The organism is Streptomyces sp. 1331.2 (assembly GCF_900199205.1).
Taxonomy (GTDB): domain Bacteria; phylum Actinomycetota; class Actinomycetes; order Streptomycetales; family Streptomycetaceae; genus Kitasatospora.
On record NZ_OBMJ01000001.1, the window covers coordinates 4951007 to 4972872 of the forward strand.

General features: G+C 73.3%; 19 protein-coding genes and 1 pseudogene. 13 read left to right on the plus strand and 7 right to left on the minus strand.

Features of this window, described 5'->3' with window-relative positions:
• Positions 1–40: 40 nt before the first annotated feature.
• On the minus strand, positions 41–946 hold the full coding sequence (locus CRP52_RS21265; protein WP_097237837.1) for a LysR family transcriptional regulator: 906 nt from the start codon (positions 944–946) through the stop codon (positions 41–43).
• A 133-nt stretch (positions 947–1079) separates the two neighbouring features.
• Here CRP52_RS21265 and CRP52_RS21270 point away from each other — a divergent pair, with 133 nt between their 5' ends.
• Positions 1080–2021, plus strand: coding sequence for an EamA family transporter (locus CRP52_RS21270; RefSeq protein WP_097240252.1), 942 nt, complete (start codon positions 1080–1082; stop codon positions 2019–2021).
• On the opposite strand, the gene CRP52_RS21275 is transcribed toward CRP52_RS21270, so the two are convergent.
• Positions 1912–2496, minus strand: coding sequence for a MarR family winged helix-turn-helix transcriptional regulator (locus tag CRP52_RS21275; protein WP_218893105.1), 585 nt, complete (start codon positions 2494–2496; stop codon positions 1912–1914). The genes CRP52_RS21270 and CRP52_RS21275 overlap by 110 nt on opposite strands.
• Positions 2497–2662: 166 nt before the next feature.
• Between CRP52_RS21275 and CRP52_RS21280 the strand changes: the two genes are divergently transcribed.
• Entirely contained in the window at positions 2663–2995 is a 333-nt protein-coding gene (locus CRP52_RS21280; RefSeq protein WP_097237838.1) for a DUF2218 domain-containing protein, read from the plus strand.
• Here CRP52_RS21280 and CRP52_RS21285 read toward each other — a convergent pair.
• Both CRP52_RS21285 and gabT read right to left on the minus strand, forming a co-directional pair.
• A complete protein-coding gene (locus CRP52_RS21285; protein ID WP_179852872.1) occupies positions 2968–3630 on the minus strand; it encodes a phosphatase PAP2 family protein in 663 nt (220 codons plus the stop codon). The two genes, CRP52_RS21280 and CRP52_RS21285, sit on opposite strands and share 28 nt — an antisense overlap.
• Positions 3631–4132: 502 nt before the next feature.
• On the minus strand, positions 4133–5488 hold the full coding sequence (gene gabT / locus CRP52_RS21290; RefSeq protein WP_097237840.1) for a 4-aminobutyrate--2-oxoglutarate transaminase: 1356 nt from the start codon (positions 5486–5488) through the stop codon (positions 4133–4135).
• Between the two features lie 245 nt (positions 5489–5733).
• Between gabT and CRP52_RS21295 the strand changes: the two genes are divergently transcribed.
• From CRP52_RS21295 to CRP52_RS21305, 3 genes are all read left to right on the plus strand, one after another.
• Positions 5734–7803 carry an ATP-binding protein gene (locus CRP52_RS21295; RefSeq protein WP_097237841.1) on the plus strand — a complete coding sequence of 690 codons (2070 nt, stop codon included), beginning with the start codon at positions 5734–5736 and terminating at the stop codon, positions 7801–7803.
• A 163-nt stretch (positions 7804–7966) separates the two neighbouring features.
• On the plus strand, positions 7967–9535 hold the full coding sequence (locus tag CRP52_RS21300; RefSeq protein ID WP_097237842.1) for a PucR family transcriptional regulator: 1569 nt from the start codon (positions 7967–7969) through the stop codon (positions 9533–9535).
• A 155-nt stretch (positions 9536–9690) separates the two neighbouring features.
• The gene (locus CRP52_RS21305) at positions 9691–11133 is read left to right on the plus strand and encodes an aldehyde dehydrogenase family protein (RefSeq protein WP_097237843.1); all 1443 of its coding nucleotides are present in this window, start codon (positions 9691–9693) and stop codon (positions 11131–11133) included.
• An 80-nt stretch (positions 11134–11213) separates the two neighbouring features.
• On the opposite strand, the gene CRP52_RS21310 is transcribed toward CRP52_RS21305, so the two are convergent.
• Positions 11214–11882 carry an NAD(P)H-binding protein gene (locus tag CRP52_RS21310; protein WP_097237844.1) on the minus strand — a complete coding sequence of 223 codons (669 nt, stop codon included), beginning with the start codon at positions 11880–11882 and terminating at the stop codon, positions 11214–11216.
• 101 nt (positions 11883–11983) lie between these two features.
• On the opposite strand from CRP52_RS21310, the gene dxr reads away from it, so the two are divergent.
• The 5 genes from dxr to CRP52_RS21335 all read left to right on the plus strand — a co-directional run bounded on the left by dxr (position 11984) and on the right by CRP52_RS21335 (position 17604).
• Entirely contained in the window at positions 11984–13213 is a 1230-nt protein-coding gene (dxr, locus tag CRP52_RS21315) for a 1-deoxy-D-xylulose-5-phosphate reductoisomerase (protein ID WP_097237845.1), read from the plus strand.
• A gap of 102 nt (positions 13214–13315) precedes the next feature.
• Complete coding sequence (locus tag CRP52_RS21320) at positions 13316–14620, plus strand: M50 family metallopeptidase (RefSeq protein WP_097237846.1); 1305 nt, start codon at positions 13316–13318, stop codon at positions 14618–14620.
• A 143-nt stretch (positions 14621–14763) separates the two neighbouring features.
• The gene (gene ispG / locus CRP52_RS21325) at positions 14764–15924 is read left to right on the plus strand and encodes a flavodoxin-dependent (E)-4-hydroxy-3-methylbut-2-enyl-diphosphate synthase (protein WP_030060613.1); all 1161 of its coding nucleotides are present in this window, start codon (positions 14764–14766) and stop codon (positions 15922–15924) included.
• Positions 15925–16084: 160 nt separating this feature from the next.
• Positions 16085–16960 carry a GNAT family N-acetyltransferase gene (locus CRP52_RS21330; protein WP_097237847.1) on the plus strand — a complete coding sequence of 292 codons (876 nt, stop codon included), beginning with the start codon at positions 16085–16087 and terminating at the stop codon, positions 16958–16960.
• A 92-nt stretch (positions 16961–17052) separates the two neighbouring features.
• Positions 17053–17604, plus strand: coding sequence for a GNAT family N-acetyltransferase (locus CRP52_RS21335; RefSeq protein ID WP_097237848.1), 552 nt, complete (start codon positions 17053–17055; stop codon positions 17602–17604).
• A gap of 21 nt (positions 17605–17625) precedes the next feature.
• Here the strand turns inward: CRP52_RS21335 and CRP52_RS21340 are convergent, their stop codons facing one another.
• The gene (locus CRP52_RS21340) at positions 17626–18558 is read right to left on the minus strand and encodes an aminoglycoside phosphotransferase family protein (protein WP_097237849.1); all 933 of its coding nucleotides are present in this window, start codon (positions 18556–18558) and stop codon (positions 17626–17628) included.
• A 186-nt stretch (positions 18559–18744) separates the two neighbouring features.
• Positions 18745–19461: pseudogene (locus CRP52_RS40845) on the minus strand (ferritin-like domain-containing protein); the annotation flags it as partial.
• A 315-nt stretch (positions 19462–19776) separates the two neighbouring features.
• Between CRP52_RS40845 and rimP the strand changes: the two are divergent.
• The 3 genes from rimP to CRP52_RS21360 all read left to right on the plus strand — a co-directional run bounded on the left by rimP (position 19777) and on the right by CRP52_RS21360 (position 21769).
• Complete coding sequence (rimP, locus tag CRP52_RS21350; protein WP_097237850.1) at positions 19777–20313, plus strand: ribosome maturation factor RimP; 537 nt, start codon at positions 19777–19779, stop codon at positions 20311–20313.
• Between the two features lie 54 nt (positions 20314–20367).
• The gene (gene nusA, locus CRP52_RS21355; RefSeq protein ID WP_097237851.1) at positions 20368–21372 is read left to right on the plus strand and encodes a transcription termination factor NusA; all 1005 of its coding nucleotides are present in this window, start codon (positions 20368–20370) and stop codon (positions 21370–21372) included.
• 154 nt (positions 21373–21526) lie between these two features.
• Complete coding sequence (locus tag CRP52_RS21360; protein WP_030062501.1) at positions 21527–21769, plus strand: YlxR family protein; 243 nt, start codon at positions 21527–21529, stop codon at positions 21767–21769.
• Positions 21770–21866 lie beyond the last annotated feature (97 nt).

The window sequence follows — 21866 nt, forward strand, 5'->3', positions numbered from 1 at the left end:
AGCCCGTCCCGACCGAGGCGAGCCCGTCCCGACCGTGGCCTCAGGCCCCCAGCCGCCCCCAGCACTCCCGCATCGAGGCCAGCGCCTCGGTGATGGCCGGCCGCCGGGAGGCCTGGGACCGCCAGAGCGCGAACACCCGCCGGGTCGGCTCCGGCGTGACCGGGCGGGCGGCCACCCCGGGCGGCAGCGGCCCCCGCCCGAGCCTGGGCACCAGGCCCATCCCCAGCCCGGCCGCGACCAGCGCGATCTGCGTCTCGAACTCGTCGACCTGGTAGAGCACGTCCGGCTCCTCGCCGGCCTCGCGCATCATGCGGACCAGCCAGTCGTGGCAGATGTTCCCCGGCGGCACGCTGATCCAGCGCTGCCCGCGCAACCGCTCCACCGGCACCCGGTCGAGTGCGGCCAGCTCGTCGTCGACGGGCAGCAGCAGGTCCACCGGGTCGGTCCCGAGGTCCAGCCGGGAGACCCCGTCCTGCACCGGCAGCGGCACGGTCGGCCAGTCCTGCACCAGCGCCAGGTCCACCTCGCCCCGGGCCACCAGCTCGGCGGCCGGGTACGGATCGCGCTCCAGCAGCCGTACGTCCAGCTCCGGGCAGCGCCGCCGCAGATCGGCCAGCACCGCGGGCATCAGTCCGCGCGCGCCGGAGGGGAAGGCGGCGACCAGCAGCCGCCCGACCGCCTGGCCGCGCTGCTCCTCCAGCCGCACCTCCGCCTGCTCCACCAGCCCCAGTACGGTCTGTGCGGTGGCGGCCAGCTCCCGCGCCGCGTCGGTCAGCACCACACCGCGGCCCTGCCGTTCCAGCAGCACCGTCCGGGTCTCCCGCTCCAGCTTGGCGATCTGCTGCGAGATCGCCGAGGGCGTGAAGCCGAGCGCGGCCGCCGCCCCGCCGACCGAGCCGTGCACCGCCACCGCGTGCAGCGCCCGCAGGCGCCCCAGATCCATCATGCAGCGATACTAAAGTGTCCCCTTCAATATTCATCGCTGGTGCTACACGGTCCGGCGCCGCCATGCTCGACCCATGACCGCGACACCCACCGCCGCCCCGATCGGCACGAGCCCCGTGACCAGCAAGAACGGCATGAGTGCGCCGCACATCGCGCTGGCCGTCCTGGTGGCCGCGATCTGGGGCCTCAACTTCGTCCTCATCCACGTCGGCCTGGCGAACTTCCCGCCGCTGCTCTTCTGTGCGCTGCGGTTCGCCGTGGTCGCCGTCCCGGCGGTCTTCTTCGTCGGGCCGCCCAGGGTGGCCTGGCGCTGGGTGGTCGCGGTCGGCGTGGTGCTCGGGGTGGTCAAGTTCGGGCTGCTCTTCCTCGGCATGCACGCGGGGATGCCGGCCGGCCTCTCCTCGCTGGCGCTCCAGGGGCAGGCCGGCTTCACCGCCCTGTTCGCCGCCGTGCTGCTGCGCGAACGCCCCGGCGGCCGGCGGCTGGTGGGCCTGGCGATCGCCTTCGCGGGCATCGCGCTGTGCGCGTACGACCAGGGCGGGGGCGGCCCGCTCGGTGCCTTCGCCCTGGTCGTGCTGGCCGCCGTCGCCTGGGGGCTGGCCAACGTGCTGACCCGCAAGGCCGCGCCGCCGGACGCGCTGCGCTGGATGGTCTGGGTCAGCGCCGTCCCGCCGCTGCCGCTGCTCTGCCTGTCCCTGCTGGTCGAGGGCCCGGAGGCGGACCTGCGGGCGCTGCGCGAGATCACTCCCGCCGGGCTCGGCGCGATCGGCTACGTCGGGCTGGTCTCCACCCTGCTGGGCTTCGTCGTCTGGAGCTTCCTGCTGCGCAGCTACGACGCCACGGCCGTGGCGCCCTACTCGCTGCTGGTGCCGGTGTTCGGGATGTCCTCGGCCTGGCTGCTGCTCGGCGAGCGGGTCAGCGCGACGGCCGCCGCGGCCGCGCTGCTGGTGATCGTCGGGATCGGGGTCACCGCGCTGCGTCCGGGGACGCCGAGCGCCGTGGCGGCCCGGCTGCGAGGAACCGCGCCTCGGCGGAGCGCAGCACTCGCAGCAGCACCTCCTCGTCCGCGGCACTGACCTCGCCGAAGTACTCCTGCGCCACCTCGTCCCGGACCTGCCCGATCCGCTCCACCGCCGCCCGGCCGGCCTCGGTCAGCAGGATCCGCACCGCCCGCCGGTCGGCCGGGTCGGGGCTGCGCTCGACCAGGCCGGCCTCCTCCAGCGCGTCGACCACGGTGGTGGCCGAGCGCGGGGCGATGTGCAGCTTGTCGGCGAGGTCGCTCAGCCGCATCGCCCGGTCCGGCGTCTCGCAGCCGGGCACGTGGGCGAGCATGCGCAGTGCCCGGGCCTGGCCGGGGGTGATGCCGTACGGCTCCAGCCGCCAGCCGGTCTGCCGGCGGATCCGCTTGATCGCCCTGGTCATCGCGTCGGCCAGTTCGGCGGCGGTGCCGGGCGTACCTGAACCGGCCGGCACGCCGAGGGCGCCTGCGGTGCCCGGATTGCCGGACACGGGGGAGGGGTCCGCCGGATCGTCGGTCGGCGTGGTGGTCATCGGCGGTCTCCTCGGCAGGTGTCCGGCCAAGCGTAGCGACCGGGTCCGGGGCGCTCGGGCGGCGGCCGAGGAGGCTCCGGGAAATATGTTGAGCCTAACTCAGTATCTGGGTTAGCGTAGTCGCCAGTGAGGGGACCCTAAGTTCTCTCCCGACCCTGGAGCATCCATGCCCATTTCCACCGCCCGCGTTGCCACCGACCGCCCTGGCCGCTACGCCAAGCAGCTCGCCGCCCACATGGGGCGCAAGATCGAGGCCTCCTACTCCGAGGAGACCGGCCGCGGCACGCTGGTCTTCACCGCCGGCACCGCCACCCTGGAGGCGCAGCCCGACGCGCTGCTGCTCACCGTCGAGGGCGAGCGCGAGAACCTGCCCGGCCTGGAGGACGTCGTCGGCCGCCACCTCGTCCGCTTCGGCGCCCGCGACGAACTCCTCATCGCATGGCAGCGCGACAACGGCGAGGCCGGCCTGGTTCACCGCAACGACGACCCCGAGGCCTGACGCCCCCCGGCGCCCGGCCGGGGCAGCCACCGATCGAGCGCCCACAGCACCGACACCGCCAGGCACCAGGCGGCCACCACGTCCAACAGCCAGTGGAAGTCGCTCCACACCAGGCCCGCGCCCACCCCGACGGCCGTCAGCGCCGCGCCCGCCGCCAGCACCCGGGCGGCGCCCGGCCCCGCCACCCGGGCCAGCAGCAGGGCCGCCACCCCGTAGGAGATGGCCGCCGTCGCGGTGTGCCCGGACGGGTACCAGCCCCACTGCCCCGGCGTCAGCGGCTCGCCGAGCGGGCCCGGCCGGGCGAAGGCCGACTTCGCCGGGACCACCAGCAGCGGGATCAGCCCCGTCGTCAGCACCGCCACCGGGAGCGGCAGCCACCAACGAGACGCTCCGGCCCGACGCCACCGCCAGGCGGCCAGCGCACCCGCCAGCAGCAGCACCGGGATCGCCGGGACGCTGCTGCCCAGGTCCGACAGGACGTGGCCGAGGCCGTCGAGCAGTGTGCTCGGGAACTCCCGCCGGACCGTGTGCACGGACCCGCGGACCCACCGGTCCACCCCGAGCAGCGGCCCGTCCACCACCACCTGCCAGGACACCACCAGCAGCACCACCGCGGCCACCACCGGCACGGCCACCGACCGGGCCGCCCGGCCCGGGACGACGGACAGCCGCCCCGGAGCAGGGGGGAGAGCTCCGGGGCGGCTCTGATGATCGCCGTTCCGTGCGCCCCGGGGGGTGTGGGTCGGACGGTCGGTCGATCGGCCTTCGGTGTGCGCCGACCCTCGCGGGGCGGCCTGGTTGTCCTCGCGGGGCGCGCGCGGACCCGCCCCCGAGGACGGCTCCGCGGACGGCTCCGCCAATGGCTGAGGCTCGCTGTCCATCTGCGATGACACTACGTCAACAGCCCTTCCGCGCCGAGCGCCTTCAGCGATTCCGCACATCATCTTCACCCCGCGCCGGGCAACCTCGGAGGCGCCCCGTCGATCATGCCCGGCCGCCGCGGCGGCCCGCGCGCCGACCGCCGTACCAGGGCGTCCGCGCCCCCGCACACAACCGAACGGCCCGCGGGGACCAGAGGTCCCCACGGGCCGTTCAGCGCTGTCCGGACATCCCTCCGGCGGTCAGGTGGCGCCTGGATCAGGCGGCGGTGACACCCTGGAGCGCGAAGGCGCCCTCGATGATGTCCAGACCCTCGTCGAGCAGGTGCTCCGGGATCACCAGCGGCGGCAGGAAGCGCAGCACGTTGCCGTAGGTACCGGCGGTGAGGACCACCAGGCCCTCGGCGTGGCAGGCCTTGGCCACGGCGGCGGTGAGCTCCGGGTTCGGCTCCTTGGAACCCGGCTTCACCAGCTCGATCGCGATCATCGCACCGCGGCCGCGGACCTCGCCGATCACCTCGAACTTCTCCTGCATCGCCCGCAGGCGGCCCAGCATGATCTCGCCGATCCGCTGCGCCTTGCCGTTGAGGTCCTGCTCCTTCATCGTCTCGATGGCGCCCAGCGCGGCGGCGCACGCCACCGGGTTGCCGCCGTAGGTGCCGCCCAGGCCGCCCGCGTGCGCGGCGTCCATGATCTCGGCGCGGCCGGTCACCGCGGCCAGCGGCAGACCGCCGGCGATGCCCTTGGCGGTGGTGATCAGGTCCGGGACGATGCCCTCGTCGTCACAGGCGAACCACTGGCCGGTGCGGCAGAAACCCGTCTGGATCTCGTCCGCGACGAACACGATGCCGTTCGCCTTCGCGTACTCCACGATCGCCGGCAGGAAGCCCTTGGCCGGCTCGATGAAGCCGCCCTCGCCCTGGATCGGCTCGATGATGATCGCCGCGACGTTCTCGGCGCCGATCTGCTTGTTGATGATGTCGATCGCCTGCGCGGCGGCCTCTGCGGCGCAGTTCTCCGCACCCGTCAGCCAGCGGTAGGGGTAGGCCACCGGCACCCGGTAGATCTCCGGGGCGAACGGACCGAAGCCCTGCTTGTACGGCATGTTCTTCGCCGTCAGGCCCATGGTGAGGTTGGTGCGGCCGTGGTAGCCGTGGTCGAACACCACTACGGCGGTGCGCTTGGTGTACGCGCGGGCGATCTTCACCGCGTTCTCGACCGCCTCGGCGCCCGAGTTGAACAGCGCGGTGCGCTTCGCGTGGTCGCCCGGGGTCAGCTCGTTCAGCTGCTCGGCGACGGCCACGTAACCCTCGTACGGGGTCACCATGAAACACGTGTGGGTGAAGGCGGCCAGCTGCTCGGACGCCTTGGCCACCACGGCCTCGGCGCTGTTGCCGACGTTCGTCACGGCGATGCCGGAGCCGAAGTCGATCAGCGAGTTGCCGTCCACGTCCTCCAGCACACCGCCGTTGGCACGGGACACGTACACCGGCAGGGTGGTGCCGACGCCGGCCGCCACCGCACCCAGCTTGCGGGCCTGCAACTCCTGCGACTTCGGACCGGGGATCGCGGTGACCAGGCGGCGCTCCTGCGGGAGCGGCGTTGCGGCGCTCATGGGGTTTCTCCAGACTTCTCGGCTCGGTGCTTCGCAGGCTACGGCCGCCCTCCCCGGCCGGGCATGCGCCACTCGGTAGCACTGCGCCGTCCGACTTGTCCTCCCCGGCCAGCACGGGCGCCACGACTACCCGCAGGCCCCGCTCCACTACCCTGAGCGCGGGCGTGTCGCCGGTACGGCGGCATGGGTATGGCGGCACCGACGGCGGTCGGGCCGGGCGGGCGGGCGAGGGAGCGGGGCCGTACATGGCACACGACGGGTCACACCACCACGGCGAGCGCACCACCACCAGACACCCGAGCCCCCTACCCCACCAACGGCCCGGCGCGGCCACTCCCTTCGACCTCCCCTCCTGGGCCTGCGCCCCCCGCCCCGAAGCCGAACCGGGCATCTACCGGCTCGGCTACCGCCGGATCGACCCGGAACGGGCGGAAGCGGCCAAGGTCGCGGCCTGGCCGCTGCTGCTGCGGGCGGGGCTCAACGCGGTGGTGGCGTGGCTGGCCTTTGTCTACGGGGTCGAGTTCGCGATCGCCGGAACGACGATGATCGGTGTCCTGCCGTCGAGGTCGGCCTTCGTCGCCACGTCGGTAGTCCTGACCCTGAATGTCCTGGTCCTCGGCATCGCCATCAAGATCTTCGGCCGCATGGGCCGTTGGCTGGAGGTGTGGCGCAGGTATGTCGCCCCGTTGCTGTCGCGGACGGTGACGCAGGAGGAGCGGGCCGAGGAGGAGGCCCCGGCGGGGGGCGAGGCGGTGCGGCGGCAGGACCCGTGGGACGGGTTGCGGGAGGGCGGTGCGGGCGAGGCCGCGGCGCGGCTCGACGGGGAGGCCGTGGGGGACGTGGACTACGTGCGGATCCAGCGCGCCTGGGAGTCCGCGCAGGCGGACCCGGTCTTCGTGCCGGCCTTCATCGAGCAGGTGGCCGCCCGTGGCGCGGCGGCCTTCGCCCATCCGTCGGAGTCGCGTGAGCTGCCGGGCCGCCGGGAGCAGCACGATCTGCTGGTCGGTCAGGTCCGGCTCGGTACGGCACAGGACGTGCCGAAGAACCCGATGGGGCACCGGGCGGCCGGCTTCGCGCTGGATCCGGCGCTGCTGGGCACCTCGGTGCTGGCGGTGGGGCCGGCCGGGACGGGGAAGACCGCGCGGCTGGCCCGGCCGGTGGCCGAGGCGCTGTGCCTGCAGGCGCTGGCGGGCACCGCGTGCGCGGTGGTGGTCGGGGCGGCGGACGCCGATCTCGGTCCGGATGCCTGGTACGACGTGGTGATCGCGCCCGGCGAGCCTTCCTCGGCGTACGGGCTGGACCTCTACGGCGTCGCGCAGAGCCCTGACGAGGCGGCCGCCCGGCTGGCCGAGGCGCTGCTGCCGGAGGAGCTGACCGCCCGTACGGAGAACGCCCGCACTGCGCTGCAGCAGGTGGTGGGCCCGTTCCACGCGGCGTACGGCCGCTACCCGGGGGTGCGCGAGCTGCGGGCGCTGCTGGCCGGTGATCCGGATGCGCTGGCGGCGCTGGTGAAGGCGCTCGGTACGGTGGGCCGGCTGGCCGTCCACGAGCGGGACCTGGAGTACCGCGAGCGCCAGCGTGACCGGGCGGACGACCCCGGGGCGCTGCTGGCGGACCGGTTGGCGCTGCTGGACCGGCCCGCCTTCGAGGGGGCGTTCGCGACCGACGGCACGGGCCGTCCCCCGTTCGCGATGCGGGTGCTGGACCACCCGCTGCGGGTGCGGGTGAAGCTGCCGGAGCGCAGTCACCCGGAGGCGGCCCGGATGCTGTCCCGGCTGGTGGTGGGGCAGTTCGTGCAGGCGGCCGGGGTCCGTGAGGACCGTTCGCTGTTCGCCGGCCTGGTGGTGGACGACGCCTCGGCGGCCTTGGACGCCACCGCGGTGCGCGGGCTGCAGCGGCTGCGCGGGGCGAACGCGGGCGCGGTGCTGCTGCTGCGGACGCTGGTGGACCTGCCGGAGGCGCTGCGGGCGCCGCTGTTCGGCGCGGTCGGCTGCCGGATGGCGTTCCCGGGGATCGCGCCGTGGGACGGGCGGCTGTTCTCGGAGGCCTGGGGGACGCACCTGGTGCAGGAGACCGCCGTCACCCACACCCCCGACACCTCCGGTGGGGTGATCCGGCGGGTGGGGCGGGTGGGGCGGAAGGCGTTGTCGGGGACGACGGCGCAGACGGAGTCGGTGACGACGCGGGATGTGGAGCGGTTGCGGTGGTCGCCGTCGGATCTGGCGCACGCGTTGCCGGCGGGGCATGCGGTGGTGTCGTTGACGGCGGTGTCGGGGGAGCAGGTGCCGCCGTTGTTGGTGGATCTCCGGGGCTGAGACGGGGCCGGCGGGGGCCGGGGCGGAAGTCGCCTTCGAGGTGGATTCGGCAGTGCCGGTTGTCCGGGGCGTCCATAATGAAGGGGAGAGACCCTCACCAGTCCCACGTCCCTCTCCTCGCCCGGCCGCAATGGCGCGGTCAGGTCGATCCCCCGAAGGTGCCATGCCCCCCACACTCGCCTCCGTCGTCCGCAACAGTTCGCTCCATCTGACGGTCCTTGCCGGCGCGGACCATCTGGAGCGGCCGGTCCGCTGGGTGCACACCAGTGAGCTGGACGACCCGACGCCGTTCCTGGAGGGTGGCGAGCTGCTGCTCACCACCGGTATCAAGCTGGGCCGTACGGCGGCGCAGTTGCAGGCCTACGTGCACCGGTTGGCGGATGCCGGGGTGGTGGGGCTGGGGCTCGGGGTGGGCCTGTCGCACACCGAGGTGCCGCAGCCGTTGGTGGACGCGGCGGCGCAGCGCGGGTTGCCGTTGCTGCGGGTGCCGGAGCCGACGCCGTTCATCGCGATCAGCAAGGTGGTGTCGGCGGCGCTGGCCGCGGAGCAGTACGAGGCGGTGACGACCAGCTTCGAGGCGCAGGAGGAGCTGACCAGGGCCGCTCTGGGCAAGGACGGTACGACGGCCGTGGTGCGTCGGCTGGCGGCGCGGCTGGGGGGCTGGGCGGCGCTGTACGACGGGTCGGGTGCGCTGTCGGTGGTGGCGCCGGACTGGGCGGCGCGGCGGGCCGGGCGGCTGGCGGCAGAGGTGGACCGGCTGCGTCGGCGGCCGGCGCCGTCGAGTGCCGCGTTGCAGGGGCGGGCGCCGGGGATAGACACGGCGGACGAGGACTACGTGGTGGTCCAGTCGCTGGGGGCGGACCGGCGGGCCCGGGGTTTCCTGGCGGTCGGGACCGAGGACCGGATCACGCCGACCGAGCGGTACGTGCTGAACGCGGCGGTGGCGCTGCTGACCCTGACGCTGGAGCGTTCGCGCGAGCTGCGGCAGGCGGAGGAGCGGATGGGCGCGGCGCTGCTGCGGATGGTGCTGGCGGGTGAGGTGGCGACGGCCCGGCAGGTGGCGGTGGGGCTGTTCGGCGGTCTGCCGGAGGGGACGATACGGGTCCTGGTGGCCGGGACGGGGCCGGCCAACGCGGAGACCGCGGAGTCGCTCGGGGAGTTGGGCGACCGGGCGGAGCAAGCGGGTGCCCGGGTGGGCGAGAAGCTGCTGGTGGCACGGGAGGACGGCGTGCACGGGCCGCGGCTGATGGTGCTGGCGCTGGACAACGGCGCGGTGCACCGGGCGTGCCTGGGCGCGGTGGAGGAGCACGAGGGCGTGTCCCTGGGCGTGTCGGCGCCGGCCGCGTTGGAGGAGGCCGGGACGGCGTACGCGCAGGCGGAGCGGGCGTTGGCGGTGGCGCTGCGCGGCGGTCGCCGGTCGGTGGACCACGAGGAGGTCGGCGCGGGTTCGCTGTTGCCGCTGCTCGGGGAGGAGGCGGTGACGGCGTTCGCGGAGGGGTTGTTGCGGCCGTTGCGCGAGCACGACCGGACGGCCCGCGGCGATCTGGTGGCGTCGTTGCGGGCGTGGCTGTCCAGGCACGGGCAGTGGGACGCGGCGGCGGCCGATCTGGGTGTGCACCGGCACACGCTGCGCTACCGGATGCGGCGGGTGGAGGAGCTGCTGGGCCGTTCGCTGGACGACACGGACGTGCGCATGGAGCTGTGGCTGGCGCTGCGTTCCGGCGAGGAGTAGGACTCCGCGGACGCCCGGCTGGACGCGGTGGAGTGGGCTGGGGGCGGAACGCTCCTAGTCGGCCAATCCGGTCGGCGCGCCGACGCCCCTACCCTCGGGTTCTGGTCCCACGTCCGTGCGGGCCGTACGACGACGAGGAGAGGGCCGGTACCACGGTGACCACCACGTACGATTTCTGGCTCGCCGGCCGCCGGGCGAGCGGTGACGCCGACTTCGAGGTGCACAACAGCTGGGACGGCCGTCTGGTCGGCAAGGTGAGCATCCCGACCGAGGCCCAGGTCGAGGAGGCGCTGGACGCCGCCGTCGCCGCGCTGCCGGTGTTCGCCGCGACTCCGGCGCACCAGCGTGCCGCCGCCCTGGACCATGTGGCCAAGCGGCTGGCCGAGCGCACCGAGGAGATCGCCCGGCTGATCACCGCGGAGAACGGCAAGCCGATCAAGTGGGCGCGCGGTGAGGTCGGCCGTGCGGTGTCGGTGTTCCGCTGGGCTGCCGAGGAGGCGCGCCGCACCAACGGCGAGACCATGCGCCTGGACACCGACCCGGGCGGCGTGGGCCGTTTCGCGGTGGTGCGCCGCTTCCCGCGCGGTGTGGTGCTGGGCATCGCCCCGTTCAACTTCCCGCTGAACCTGGTCGCCCACAAGGTCGCCCCGGCGATCGCGGTCGGCGCCCCGATCATCCTGAAGCCGGCGCCGGCGACTCCGCTGTCGGCGATGGTGCTGGGCGAGATCCTGGCCGAGACCGACCTGCCGGTCGGCTCCTGGTCGGTCCTGCCGGTGCCGAACGACCGGATGCCGGCGTTGGTGCAGGACGGCCGTCTGCCGGTGATCTCGTTCACCGGTTCGGACAAGGTCGGCTACCAGATCATGGACTCGGTGCCGCGCAAGCACTGCACCCTGGAGCTGGGCGGCAACGCCGCGGCCGTGGTGCTCGCCGACTGGTCCTCGGAGGCCGACCTGGACTGGGCGGCCACCCGGATCGCGATGTTCGCCAACTACCAGGGCGGCCAGTCCTGCATCTCGGTGCAGCGGGTGATCGCCGACGCGTCGGTGTACGACGCGCTGGTGGAGAAGGTCGTGGCCAAGGTGAAGGCCCAGGTCACCGGTGACCCGAACGACGACGCGACGGACGTCGGCCCGCTGGTCGACGAGAACGCCGCGAAGCGGGTGGAGTCCTGGGTGGAGGACGCGGTCGCCAAGGGCGCCAAGGTGCTGACCGGCGGCACCCGCGAGGGCGCGACCTACGCCCCGACCGTGCTGGCCGAGCTGCCCTCGGACGCGATCCTGGCCAAGGCCGAGGTGTTCGGCCCGGTGCTGTCGCTGCACAAGGTGGACGGCGTGGACGAGGCCTTCGCGGCCGTCAACGACTCGGCGTTCGGCCTGCAGGCGGGCGTGTTCACGCACGACCTGCAGACCGCCTTCCGCGCCCACCGGGAGCTGGAGGTCGGCGGTGTGATCATCGGCGACGCGCCGTCCTACCGCGCGGACCAGATGCCGTACGGCGGCGTCAAGGACTCCGGTGTCGGCCGTGAGGGCGTCAAGTACGCGATGGACGACTACACCGTCGAGAAGGTCCTGGTCCTGACCGGCCTCGACCTCTGAGACACCCTCCGGGAGAACGGTCTCCCGGAGACCGGATGACGCAGGGCCCGGTCCGCCTCGGACCGGGCCCTGCGGGCGTTTCAGCCGTCGTGTCCGGCCGCGGCGGCGACGGCTTCCTCGACGGTGGCGTTCCCGGCGACCAGCTCCAGGGTGAGTCCGGCGGTGGCGGGCTCGCGCAGCAGGGCGGCCAGGACGGCGGCGACGTCGGCCCGGTCGACCGCGCCGCGCGCGACGGAGGGGGCCAGTCGGACCAGGCCGGTGCCGGGGCCGTCGGTGAGCTGCCCGGGGCGCAGCACCGTCCAGTCGAGCGTGGTCCTGGCCCGGACCGCGTCGTCGGCGGCGCCCTTGGCCCGCAGGTAGGTCTGGAAGACCTCGTCGGCGGGGTGGTGGGCGTCGGCGTCGGCGCCCATCGAGGAGACGATCACGTAGCGGCGGACGCCGGCGAGTTCGGCGGCGTCGGCGAGGAGCACGGCGGCGTCGCGGTCGACGGTGTTCTTGCGGTCGGCGCCGCTGCCCGGTCCGGCGCCGGCGGCGAAGACCACCGCGTCGGCGCCGGTCAGCAGCTCGGCCAGCTGCGGGGCGGTGGCGGCTTCGAGGTCGAGCAGCAGCGGCTCGGCTCCGGCGTCGATCAGGTCCTGGGCCTGTTCGGGGCGGCGGATGATCCCGGCGGGGCGCTCGCCGCGGTCGGCGAGCAGCCGTTCCAGTTTCAGCGCGATCTGTCCGTGGCCTCCGGCGATGACGGTACGCATGGCTCAGACGGTAGCCCGGGGGTGCCGGATCGTCCTGGCGAGAGCCTGAGCGTCCCTGGGGGAGGTCCGGGGAGCGGTCGCGGACAGGTCACAATGGGCGCATGACTTCGCTCGCCCACCCGCAGCTGCGTTTCACGCCCACCGTGGCGGACCCCTCCGGCCCCCGGGAGCTGGTGATCCTCGGTTCCACGGGTTCGATCGGCACCCAGGCCATCGACGTGGTGCTCCGCCATCCGGACCGCTTCCGGGTGGTCGCGCTGTCGGCGGCCGGCGGCCGGGTGGAGCTGCTGGCCGAGCAGGCGCTGCGGCTGGGTGTGCACACCGTGGCGGTGGCCGACCCGGCGGCCGAGCCGGCGCTGCGCGAGGCGCTGGCCGCGAAGGCGGCGGGTGCTCCGCTGCCGGCCGTGCTGGCGGGGCCGGACGCGGCGACCGAGCTGGCCGCGATGGAGTGCCACTCGGTGCTGAACGGCATCACCGGGTCGATCGGGCTGCGGCCGACGCTGGCCGCGCTGCAGGCGGGCCGGGTGCTGGTGCTGGCCAACAAGGAGTCGCTGATCGTCGGTGGCCCGCTGGTGAAGGCGGTGGCGAAGCCGGGGCAGATCGTGCCGGTGGACTCCGAGCACGCCGCGCTGTTCCAGGCGCTGGCCGGCGGGAGCCGGGCCGAGGTGCGCAAGCTGGTGGTCACCGCCAGCGGCGGCCCGTTCCGCAACCGGACCCGTGACCAGCTGGCCGGGGTGACCCCGCAGGAGGCGCTGGCGCACCCGACCTGGGCGATGGGCCCGGTCGTCACGATCAACTCGGCCACCCTGGTCAACAAGGGCCTGGAGGTGATCGAGGCGCACCTGCTGTACGACGTGCCGTTCGACCGGATCGAGGTCGTGGTCCATCCGCAGTCGGTGGTGCACTCGATGGTGGAGTTCACCGACGGTTCGACCCTGGCGCAGGCCAGCCCGCCGGACATGCGGATGCCGATCGCGCTGGGGATCGGCTGGCCGGACCGGGTGCCGGACTCCGCCCCCGCCTGCGACTGGACGAAGGCCGCCACCTGGGAGTTCTTCCCGCTGGACGACGAGGCCTTCCCGGCGGTCGAGCTGGCCCGCGAGGTGGGCACCCTGGGCGGAACCGCTCCGGCGGTGTTCAATGCGGCGAACGAGGAGTGCGTGGAGGCCTTCCTGAAGGGCCGCCTCGCCTTCACCGGAATCGTGGACACTGTTGCCAAGGTCGTGGCCGAGCACGGGACGCCGGTGGCGGGAACTTCCCTGACCGTCGAGGACGTCCTGCACGCGGAGGACTGGGCGCGCGCCCGGGCCCGCGAGCTGGCGGCGGGCTGACGGTCGGCCGAGGGCGGGCTGACGGTCGGCCGAGGGCGGACTGACGGCCGCGATTCCGGTAGGACGAGACGATGAGCGGAGCGGAATGACGGAGGACCAGCGGTGGCAACGGTTTTGACGGTGGTAGGCATCCTGGTCTTCGTCATCGGGCTGCTCATCTCGATCGCCTGGCACGAGCTCGGCCACCTCTCCACGGCCAAGCTGTTCGGCATCCGGGTGCCGCAGTACATGGTCGGCTTCGGTCCGACGCTTTGGTCGCGCCGGAAGGGCGAGACCGAGTACGGCATCAAGGCGATCCCGTTCGGTGGGTACATCCGGATGATCGGGATGTTCCCGCCGGGCGACGACGGGCGGATCACCAAGCGCAGCAGCTCGCCCTGGCGCTCCATGATCGAGGACGCCCGCGAGGCCTCCTACGAGGAGCTCCAGGAGGGTGACGAGCAGCGGCTCTTCTACACCCGCAAGCCGTGGAAGCGCGTCATCGTCATGTTCGCCGGGCCGTTCATGAACCTGATCCTGGCGTTCGGGCTGTTCCTGACCGTCATGATGGGCTTCGGCGTCTCGATGAACGTGCCGACGGTCAGCACCGTCGCCCAGTGCGTCGTCAAGGCGGGCCAGCCCACCGACAGCTGCCCGGAGGGCGCCCCCCAGACCCCGGCCGCCCAGGCCGGGCTGAAGGCCGGGGACCGGATCGTCTCCTTCGACGGCGACCGGATCCGCACCTACGACCAGCTCCAGACGGACATCCGCCGCTCGGCCGGCCGGACCGTGCCGGTCGTGGTCGAACGGGAGGGGCAGCAGCTCACCCTCAACCCGACCATCGCCGTCAACGACGTCCAGAAGTACGACGGCAACAACGTCCCGATCAAGGGCCAGACCGTCCAGGCCGGGTTCCTCGGATTCACTCCTGCGAGTGGTGTGGTCCAGCTGGGCTTCGGGCAGTCGGTCGACCGGATGTACGACATGGCCGAGAGCGGGGTGAAGTCGCTGGCCGCCCTGCCCGGCAAGATCCCCGGGCTGTGGAACGCGATCGTCGGCGACGCCCCGCGCGACCCGGACTCGCCGATCGGCATGGTCGGGGCCGCCCGGGTGAGCGGCGAGGTCTTCTCGCTCGACATCCCCGGCACCCAGCGGGTCGCGTTCTTCGTGAACCTGCTGGCCGGCATCAACCTCTCGCTCTTCCTCTTCAACATGCTGCCGCTGCTCCCGCTGGACGGCGGCCACGTCGCCGGCGCGGTCTGGGAGTCCGTCCGGCGCCGTTTCGCACAGCTGTTCCGCAGGCCCGACCCGGGCCCGTTCGACGTCGCCAAGCTGATGCCGGTGGCGTACGTCGTGGCCGGCATCTTCATCGGCTTCACGCTGCTGGTGATGGTCGCGGACCTGGTGAACCCGGTGAAGATCAGCTAGCAGGTCGGGTACGGCGGGTGTGCTGGGGGCCGTTGCCGTGCCGTACCGTGGAGGCCGGGTGCGCGATCGTCAGCGCGCCCGGCCTCGGCCGTCCCAGCGGCCGGGCGGTCGACCACACCTCAACCCCGGGGAACCCTGCGCACATGACCGCGATCTCGCTCGGTATTCCGTCCCTGCCGCTCAAGCCGCTCGCCAAGCGTCGTTACTCCCGGCAGATCATGGTCGGCAACGTGCCGGTCGGCGGTGACGCGCCCGTCTCGGTGCAGTCGATGACCACCACGGTGACTGCGGACATCAACGCCACCCTGCAGCAGATCGCGGAGCTCACCGCGTCCGGCTGCCAGATCGTCCGGGTCGCCTGCCCGTCGCAGGACGACGCCGACGCGCTGCCGATCATCGCCAAGAAGTCGAAGATCCCGGTCATCGCGGACATCCACTTCCAGCCGAAGTACGTCTTCGCCGCGATCGACGCTGGCTGCGCGGCCGTGCGGGTGAACCCGGGCAACATCAAGGCCTTCGACGACAAGGTCGGCGAGATCGCCAAGGCCGCCAAGGACGCGGGCGTGCCGATCCGGATCGGCGTCAACGCCGGCTCGCTCGACAAGCGCCTGCTGGAGAAGTACGGCCGGGCCACCCCGGAGGCGCTGGTCGAGTCCGCGCTGTGGGAGTGCTCGCTGTTCGAGGAGCACGACTTCCGCGACATCAAGATCTCGGTCAAGCACAACGACCCGGTCGTGATGATCAACGCCTACCGCCAGCTCGCCGCCGCCTGCGACTACCCGCTGCACCTCGGCGTGACCGAGGCCGGGCCGGCCTTCCAGGGCACCATCAAGTCGGCGGTCGCCTTCGGCGCGCTGCTGGCCGAGGGCATCGGCGACACCATCCGGGTCTCGCTCTCCGCCCCGCCGGCCGAGGAGATCAAGGTCGGCAACCAGATCCTCGAATCGCTCGGGCTGCGCGAGCGCGGCCTGGAGATCGTCTCCTGCCCGTCCTGCGGCCGCGCCCAGGTCGACGTCTACAAGCTCGCCGAGGAGGTCACCGCCGGGCTGGAGGGCATGGAGGTGCCACTGCGGGTGGCCGTCATGGGCTGCGTCGTGAACGGCCCGGGCGAGGCCCGAGAGGCCGACCTGGGGGTCGCCTCCGGCAACGGCAAGGGCCAGATCTTCGTCAAGGGCGAGGTCATCAAGACCGTCCCCGAGTCGAAGATCGTCGAGACCCTGATCGAGGAGGCGCTCAAGCTCGCCGAGCAGATGCAGGCGGCGGGCGTCGAGGCGGGGGCGCCGACCGTCGTCGCGGGGGAGTGAAGCCCGCGTAGCCGGCGCGGGGAAGCCCGCGTGAAGATTTCCGGAAGCGGGGCCGTCCGTTCGCGGACGGCCCCGCGGCCGTAGCCGGGTGGGGCCACGGAGTAGGGTGCGGCCAGAGTCGTCTCAGTGAGGTGCTGTCTCGATGCTCGATCGAGGTGTGATGCTCCCGAGCTCCTTCCAGGCCGCCCGGGCCCTGGCCACCACCCGCGTGCTGGAGCCGCCCGACCTCGCGGACGCCCTGGAGATCCTCCACCGCGACCCGGTCGCCAACGCCTTCGTCGCCACCAGGGTCGAGGCCGTCGGGCTGGACCCGTGGCGGCTCGGCGGGGAGATCTGGGGCTGGTACGACGGGAACGGCGCGCTGGACGCCCTCTGCTACGCCGGGGCGAACCTCGTCCTGGTCGACGCCGGGCCGGAGGCGGTCGCGGCGTTCGCCGAGCGGGCCCGCCGCCAGGGGCGGCGCTGCTCCTCGATCGTCGGGCCGGCCGGGTCCACCGCCGCGTTCTGGGCGCTGCTGGAGCGGAGTTGGGGGCCGCCGCGCGAAGTCCGGGCACACCAGCCGCTGTTGGCCACCGCGGTGCCGTCGGCGGAGATCGCGCCGGATCCGCTGGTGCGGAGGGTGCGACGCAACGAGGTCGAGGCGCTGATGCCGGCCTGCGTGGCGATGTTCACCGAGGAGGTCGGGGTGTCGCCGCTGGCCGGGGACGGAGGGCTCCTCTACCAGGCGCGGGTGGCCGAACTCGTCACCACCGGGCGTTCGTTCGCTCGGTTCGGGGAGGACGGGCAGGTCGTCTTCAAGGCGGAGATCGGGGCCGTGACGGAGGGCGCCTGTCAGATCCAGGGCGTCTGGGTGGCGCCGGAGCACCGGGGGCAGGGGCTGTCCGAGACGGGGATGGCGGCGGTCCTGGACATCGCGCTGCGGGAGGTGGCGCCGGTGGTGTCGCTCTACGTCAACGACTACAACCTGCGGGCCAGGGCGGCGTATCGGCGGGTGGGGTTCCGGGAGGTCGGGGCGTTCATGAGCGTTCTGTTCTGAGGGGTCGGTTCGGGGGGCGGTGCGGGAGCCGGTTCGGGGGCTGTTCCGATCTTCGGCCGCGGTGAACGGCCGCTGGTAGTAACGTCCGGAGCATGGATCAGCTGACCGGGGTGACGATCGGGGCCATCGACCTTGCGGCCTGGGCGCCGCAGGCGCTGGAGGTCCAGGCGGTGGCGTTCGGGCTCACGCCCGAGGAGGTCGCGGTACGGCTGCACATCGTGGGGCGGCACGCCCGGCAGCCGGGGGTGATCGCGCTCGGGGCGATGAGCGGGGAGCGGCTGGTCGGGTTCGGGTACGGGATGCCCAACCAGCGGGAGCACTGGTGGAGCACGGTGATCGAGCCGTACCTGACCGCGCGGGGGCACGAGGACTGGCTGGACGGGGTGTTCGCCATCACCGAGCTGCACGTGTTGCCGGAGTTCCAGGGGCAGGGGGTCGGTTCGCGGATCATCCGGACGCTGTGCGAGCGGTCGGGGCTGGACCGGAGCATCCTCTCGGCGATCGACGCGGAGACGCCGGCGCGGCGGTTGTACCGGGGGTTGGGGTACCAGGACCTGGCGCGGGCGGTGCGGTTTCCGGCGACGGATCGGCTGTATGCGGTGATGGGGGCTCGGTTGCCCTTGCGGGGGGCTCAGGGCGCCTAGGGGGTCAGGCGGCGGGGGTTTTCAGAGGGAGCCGGCGAGTTCGAGGTGGAGTTCGGCGTCTTGGTGGCGGCCTGCGGTGAGGGCGCGGAGGGCCAGGTCGACGGCTCGGAAGAGGGTCCAGCCGCGTAGGCGGTCCCGGTCGACGTCGAGGGCGTCGGAGAGCTGGTGGAGCCGCCGGCGGAGGGCGGCGGGGACGCCGGGGGAGCCGAGCAGGGTGTCGGCGCGGTCCAGGGCGAGGCGGGCCAGGTCGTAGGCGCGCTCGCCGGCGACGGGGCGAGGGTCGATGGCCAGCCAGGGGGCGCGGTCGGCAGCGAGGACGTTGCCGTGGTGGAAGTCGCCGTGGAGGAGGAAGTTCTCGGCGGCGGAGCCGGCGGAGCCGACGAGGGCGCGGGCGGTGTCCAGGGCTTCGGCGATCAGGGGACCGGCTTCGGTGGCGGCAGGGTGGGCACCGTGCTCCTGGAGGCGGGCTTCGGTGGTGGCGAGCTGCTGGGCGAGGGTGGGGAAGGGGTGGTCCTCGGGGAGCTCCACCCAGAGGCGGTGCAGCAGGCTGGTCGCCTCCAGCATGGCCTTGGACTCGGCGAGGGAACGGAGCGGGATCTCGCCGTGCAGACGCTCCAGGAGCAGGACTCCCTCGGCCGGGTCGGCGGCGAGGAGGAGGACGGCGCCGCGGCCGGCCCAGTGGGTGAGGGCGGCGTGCTCGTGGGTGGTCTCGGGGGTGAGCAGGCCGGCCTTGAGGACGGCGGGGGACAGGTCGTCGCGGTGGACGTACGCGATCAGGCTGAGGCTGCCGCCGGGGTCGAGGACGCGTTCCAGGGTGAGGTCCCAGGCGGCGAGGTGGGCGGCGGCTCTGGCGGGGAGGGTGGACAGCCATTGGCGGCCGCCCTCGCCGTGGGTGGCGGTGACGGTTTCCGTCAGCCAGGTGGGGACGGGGAGGGGGGGTGTGGGGGCCGACATGGGTCCATTGTCGGGGGCGGGGGTGTTGCGGGCGCGCGGTCTTTGGTCTGCGCGCCCGTTGGGGTCAGGGGGCGGGGTCGGGGATTCCGGGGAAGGGGGTGTCGGGGGCGCCCCAGTGGTGGGCGCGGAGGGTGCAGTCGCGGAGGGCGGTGGCGGCGGGGAGGCGGTGGGGGTGGTGACGGCGGCGACCAGGTCGGCGTAGACGGTGGTGAGGCGGGATTCCAGGTGGGCGGCGAGTCTGGTGGCGTCGGTGGGGGTGGTGACGGGGAAGGGCAGTTGGTAGCCGCCGGCGGCGGGGGTGGGGGTGGCGCCGAGGGAGGTGAGGAGGCGTTGCCAGGCGTCGCGTTGGGCCTGGTGGGCAGCGTGGGCGGTGCGGGCGTCGGTGCGTTGTTGGTCGTCGGGGAGGCGGGCGCCGACGATGCCGTAGCCGTAGATGGTGGCGTGTTCTGCGGTGAGGGCGTTCTGGAGGGCGGTGACGGCTGTGGGGGTGGGGGTGGTGGTGCTGCCGGTGGGTTGGGTGGTGGTCGGTGGGGTGGGGTCGCCGAGGGTGGTGGCGTGGAGGGCGTGGGCGGCGGCGATCGAGGCGAGCAGGCGGGCGAGGGGTGGGCTCGCGGTGTCGAGGTCGGCGAGGTGGGAGGCGGCGGTCTGCCGTTCCAGGGCGGCCAGACTGGTGGGGGCGGGCGACGCGGGGGTGCCGGGGTCGCGGTGGGGGGCAGGCCTTCGGCGAGGGCCGCGCGGTGGCGGGCGGTCTCGGCGCGGAGGGCGGCGGGGGCCGGCGGCAGGGTGTCGTAGCCGGCGAGCAGGGTGTCGGTGGCGGCGATCGCGCGGAGGCGGACGGGGTCGTCCGGGTCGGGGCGGGGGCCGGTGGTGCCCGGGGTGGCGCCGGGGTGGCCGGTGGTGCAGGCGGTCAGGGTGAACAGTCCGAGGGCCAGGAAGGTCCGTCGGCTGGGCGGCTGCATCGGGGTCACTCCGGGGCGTGTACGGGAGGACGGCCTCCCCGCCTGCCCTCGTTGGCGTGAATGATTACAGAATCCTCACGTACGGCAGGTGTGAGCTTGCTCGCAGTGGGTGGTGTGCGAGCGGCCGGGGGTGGTCCGGAATCGGTGGTTGGGGTCTTCACCGGATAGGCTTTGGGCCGAGCTGCCGTGACCCGGTGTGGCGCCGAGGGCGCGCGGCGACCTTCTGACAACAGCAGACGCGGCCGAGGAGTCCACCCGGATGAGCACCACCCACACCGACCGGCTGCGCGAGTTGCTGGAGCCGCTGGCCGCGCAGGCCGGACTGGACCTCGAAGACGTCCGGGTCACCAAGGCGGGCAGCCGCCGGCAGGTGCAGATCGACGTCGACACCGACGGCGGCGTGGACATGGACGCCATCGCCGAGTTCAGCCGGGTGGTCGGTGAGGCCCTGGACGGGTCGGACCTGATGGGGGACGAGCCCTACCTGCTAGAGGTCGGCTCGCCGGGTGCGGAGCGTCCGCTGGTCCAGCCGAGGCACTGGCAGCGCGCGGAGGGTCGGCTGGCCAAGATCCACCTGGCGGACGGCGGGGAGATCGTCGCCCGGGTGCTGGAGGCCGACGAGGACGGCGCACTGGTCGAGGTGCAGCCGGTGAAGGGGCGTGGCCGCCCGAAGGAGCGCCGTCTGGCGTACGCGGAGGTGGCCCGGGCGCGCGTCCAGGTCGAGTTCAACCGCAAGGACGACGAGCTCCTGGACGAGGCCGCGGACTTCGACGAGGGGGACGACGGCACCGAGTGACCTCGGTTGCCGTACGACCATGACGAACGTGACGAAAGACGAGGAGGCGTAGCCGTGGACATCGACATGAGTGCCCTGCGCACGCTGGTCAACGAGAAGAACATCCCCTTCGACCTGCTGGTCGAGTCCATCGAGTCCGCCCTCCTCACCGCGTACCACCGCACCGAGGGCTCGCGCCGTCGCGCCCGGGTGCACCTGGACCGCAAGAGCGGCCACGTCACCGTGTGGGCGATGGAGGACCCGACGGAGCTGGAGGAGGGTGTCGAGCCGAAGGAGTTCGACGACACCCCGAACGGCTTCGGCCGGATCGCGTCCAGCATCGGCATCCAGGTGATGATGCAGCGCCTGCGCGACGCCGCCGACGACCAGACCTTCGGCGAGTACGCGGGCAAGGAGGGCGACATCGTCACCGGTGTCGTCCAGCAGGGCAACGACCCGAAGAACGTGCTGGTCGACATCGGCAAGCTGGAGGCCATCCTGCCGCCGCAGGAGCAGGTCCCGGGCGAGGACTACCGGCACGGCACCCGGCTGAAGTGCTACGTGGTGGCGGTGCGCCGCGGTGTCCGCGGGGCCTCGGTGACGCTGTCGCGCACGCACCCCAGCCTGGTGAAGAAGCTCTTCGCGCTGGAGGTCCCGGAGATCGCGGACGGCAGCGTGGAGATCGCCGCCATCGCCCGTGAGGCCGGCCACCGCACCAAGATCGCGGTGTGGTCGCGCCGTGCCGGGCTGAACGCCAAGGGTGCCTGCATCGGCCCGATGGGCGCCCGGGTGCGCGCGGTGATGGGCGAGCTGCACGGCGAGAAGATCGACATCGTGGACTGGTCGGAGGACCCCCGCGAGATGGTCGCCGCCGCGCTGTCCCCCGCGCGGGTGACCAGCGTCGAGATCGTGGATGCCGCCCAGCGCTCCGCCCGGGTGATCGTGCCGGACTACCAGCTCTCGCTGGCGATCGGCAAGGAGGGGCAGAACGCCCGCCTGGCCGCCCGGCTGACCGGGTGGCGGATCGACATCCGGCCCGACACCGAGGGTCAGCCGGAGGACGCTGACCGCCCCCAGTAAGAAAAATGGGTGGCGGCCGACCGGTGATCGGTGTTGTCGTAGCCGTCCCGACGGGTCCCCCGGGATCCGTGGGGCGGCGCCATGTCGCTTCGGAGGGGTAGACTTGCCTTCGTCTGGCCGGACGCACGTCCGAGCACGCCCGGAACGCACCTGCGTGGGCTGCCGCAAGCGCGCGGCCAAGCACCAGCTGTTGCGTGTCACGGCGGTCGAGGGCGAGTGCGTCCCCGATCCCCGTGGCGCACTGCCGGGCCGGGGCGCTCACCTGCACCCCGATCCGGCCTGCCTCGACCTCGCGGTCCGCCGTCGGGCGTTTCCCCGGGCCTTCCGGCTCCAGGGCACGCTCGACACGGAGCGGCTCCGCGAGTTCATCGGGGAGCGGGCAGGCGGGGCCTCGTAGTCGGGCCGCCTCCCGCGACGGCCGCCGCTCCACGCGGCGGAGAACCACCGCAACAAGCACAGCGCTCGGGCAGCCGCGCGCCGTGCACCAGTCAGGT

Bases quoted from the DNA above. Each gene is read 5' to 3' on its own strand.
- CRP52_RS21265 (WP_097237837.1), bottom strand. From the start codon at position 946: ATGATGGATCTGGGGCGCCTGCGGGCGCTGCACGCGGTGGCGGTGCAC.
- CRP52_RS21270 (WP_097240252.1), top strand. From the start codon at position 1,080: ATGAGTGCGCCGCACATCGCGCTGGCCGTCCTGGTGGCCGCGATCTGG.
- CRP52_RS21275 (WP_218893105.1), bottom strand. From the start codon at position 2,496: ATGACCACCACGCCGACCGACGATCCGGCGGACCCCTCCCCCGTGTCC.
- CRP52_RS21280 (WP_097237838.1), top strand. From the start codon at position 2,663: ATGCCCATTTCCACCGCCCGCGTTGCCACCGACCGCCCTGGCCGCTAC.
- gabT (WP_097237840.1), bottom strand. From the start codon at position 5,488: ATGAGCGCCGCAACGCCGCTCCCGCAGGAGCGCCGCCTGGTCACCGCG.
- CRP52_RS21295 (WP_097237841.1), top strand. From the start codon at position 5,734: ATGGCACACGACGGGTCACACCACCACGGCGAGCGCACCACCACCAGA.
- CRP52_RS21300 (WP_097237842.1), top strand. From the start codon at position 7,967: ATGCCCCCCACACTCGCCTCCGTCGTCCGCAACAGTTCGCTCCATCTG.
- CRP52_RS21310 (WP_097237844.1), bottom strand. From the start codon at position 11,882: ATGCGTACCGTCATCGCCGGAGGCCACGGACAGATCGCGCTGAAACTG.
- dxr (WP_097237845.1), top strand. From the start codon at position 11,984: ATGACTTCGCTCGCCCACCCGCAGCTGCGTTTCACGCCCACCGTGGCG.
- ispG (WP_030060613.1), top strand. From the start codon at position 14,764: ATGACCGCGATCTCGCTCGGTATTCCGTCCCTGCCGCTCAAGCCGCTC.
- CRP52_RS21330 (WP_097237847.1), top strand. From the start codon at position 16,085: ATGCTCCCGAGCTCCTTCCAGGCCGCCCGGGCCCTGGCCACCACCCGC.
- CRP52_RS21335 (WP_097237848.1), top strand. From the start codon at position 17,053: ATGGATCAGCTGACCGGGGTGACGATCGGGGCCATCGACCTTGCGGCC.
- CRP52_RS21340 (WP_097237849.1), bottom strand. From the start codon at position 18,558: ATGTCGGCCCCCACACCCCCCCTCCCCGTCCCCACCTGGCTGACGGAA.
- rimP (WP_097237850.1), top strand. From the start codon at position 19,777: ATGAGCACCACCCACACCGACCGGCTGCGCGAGTTGCTGGAGCCGCTG.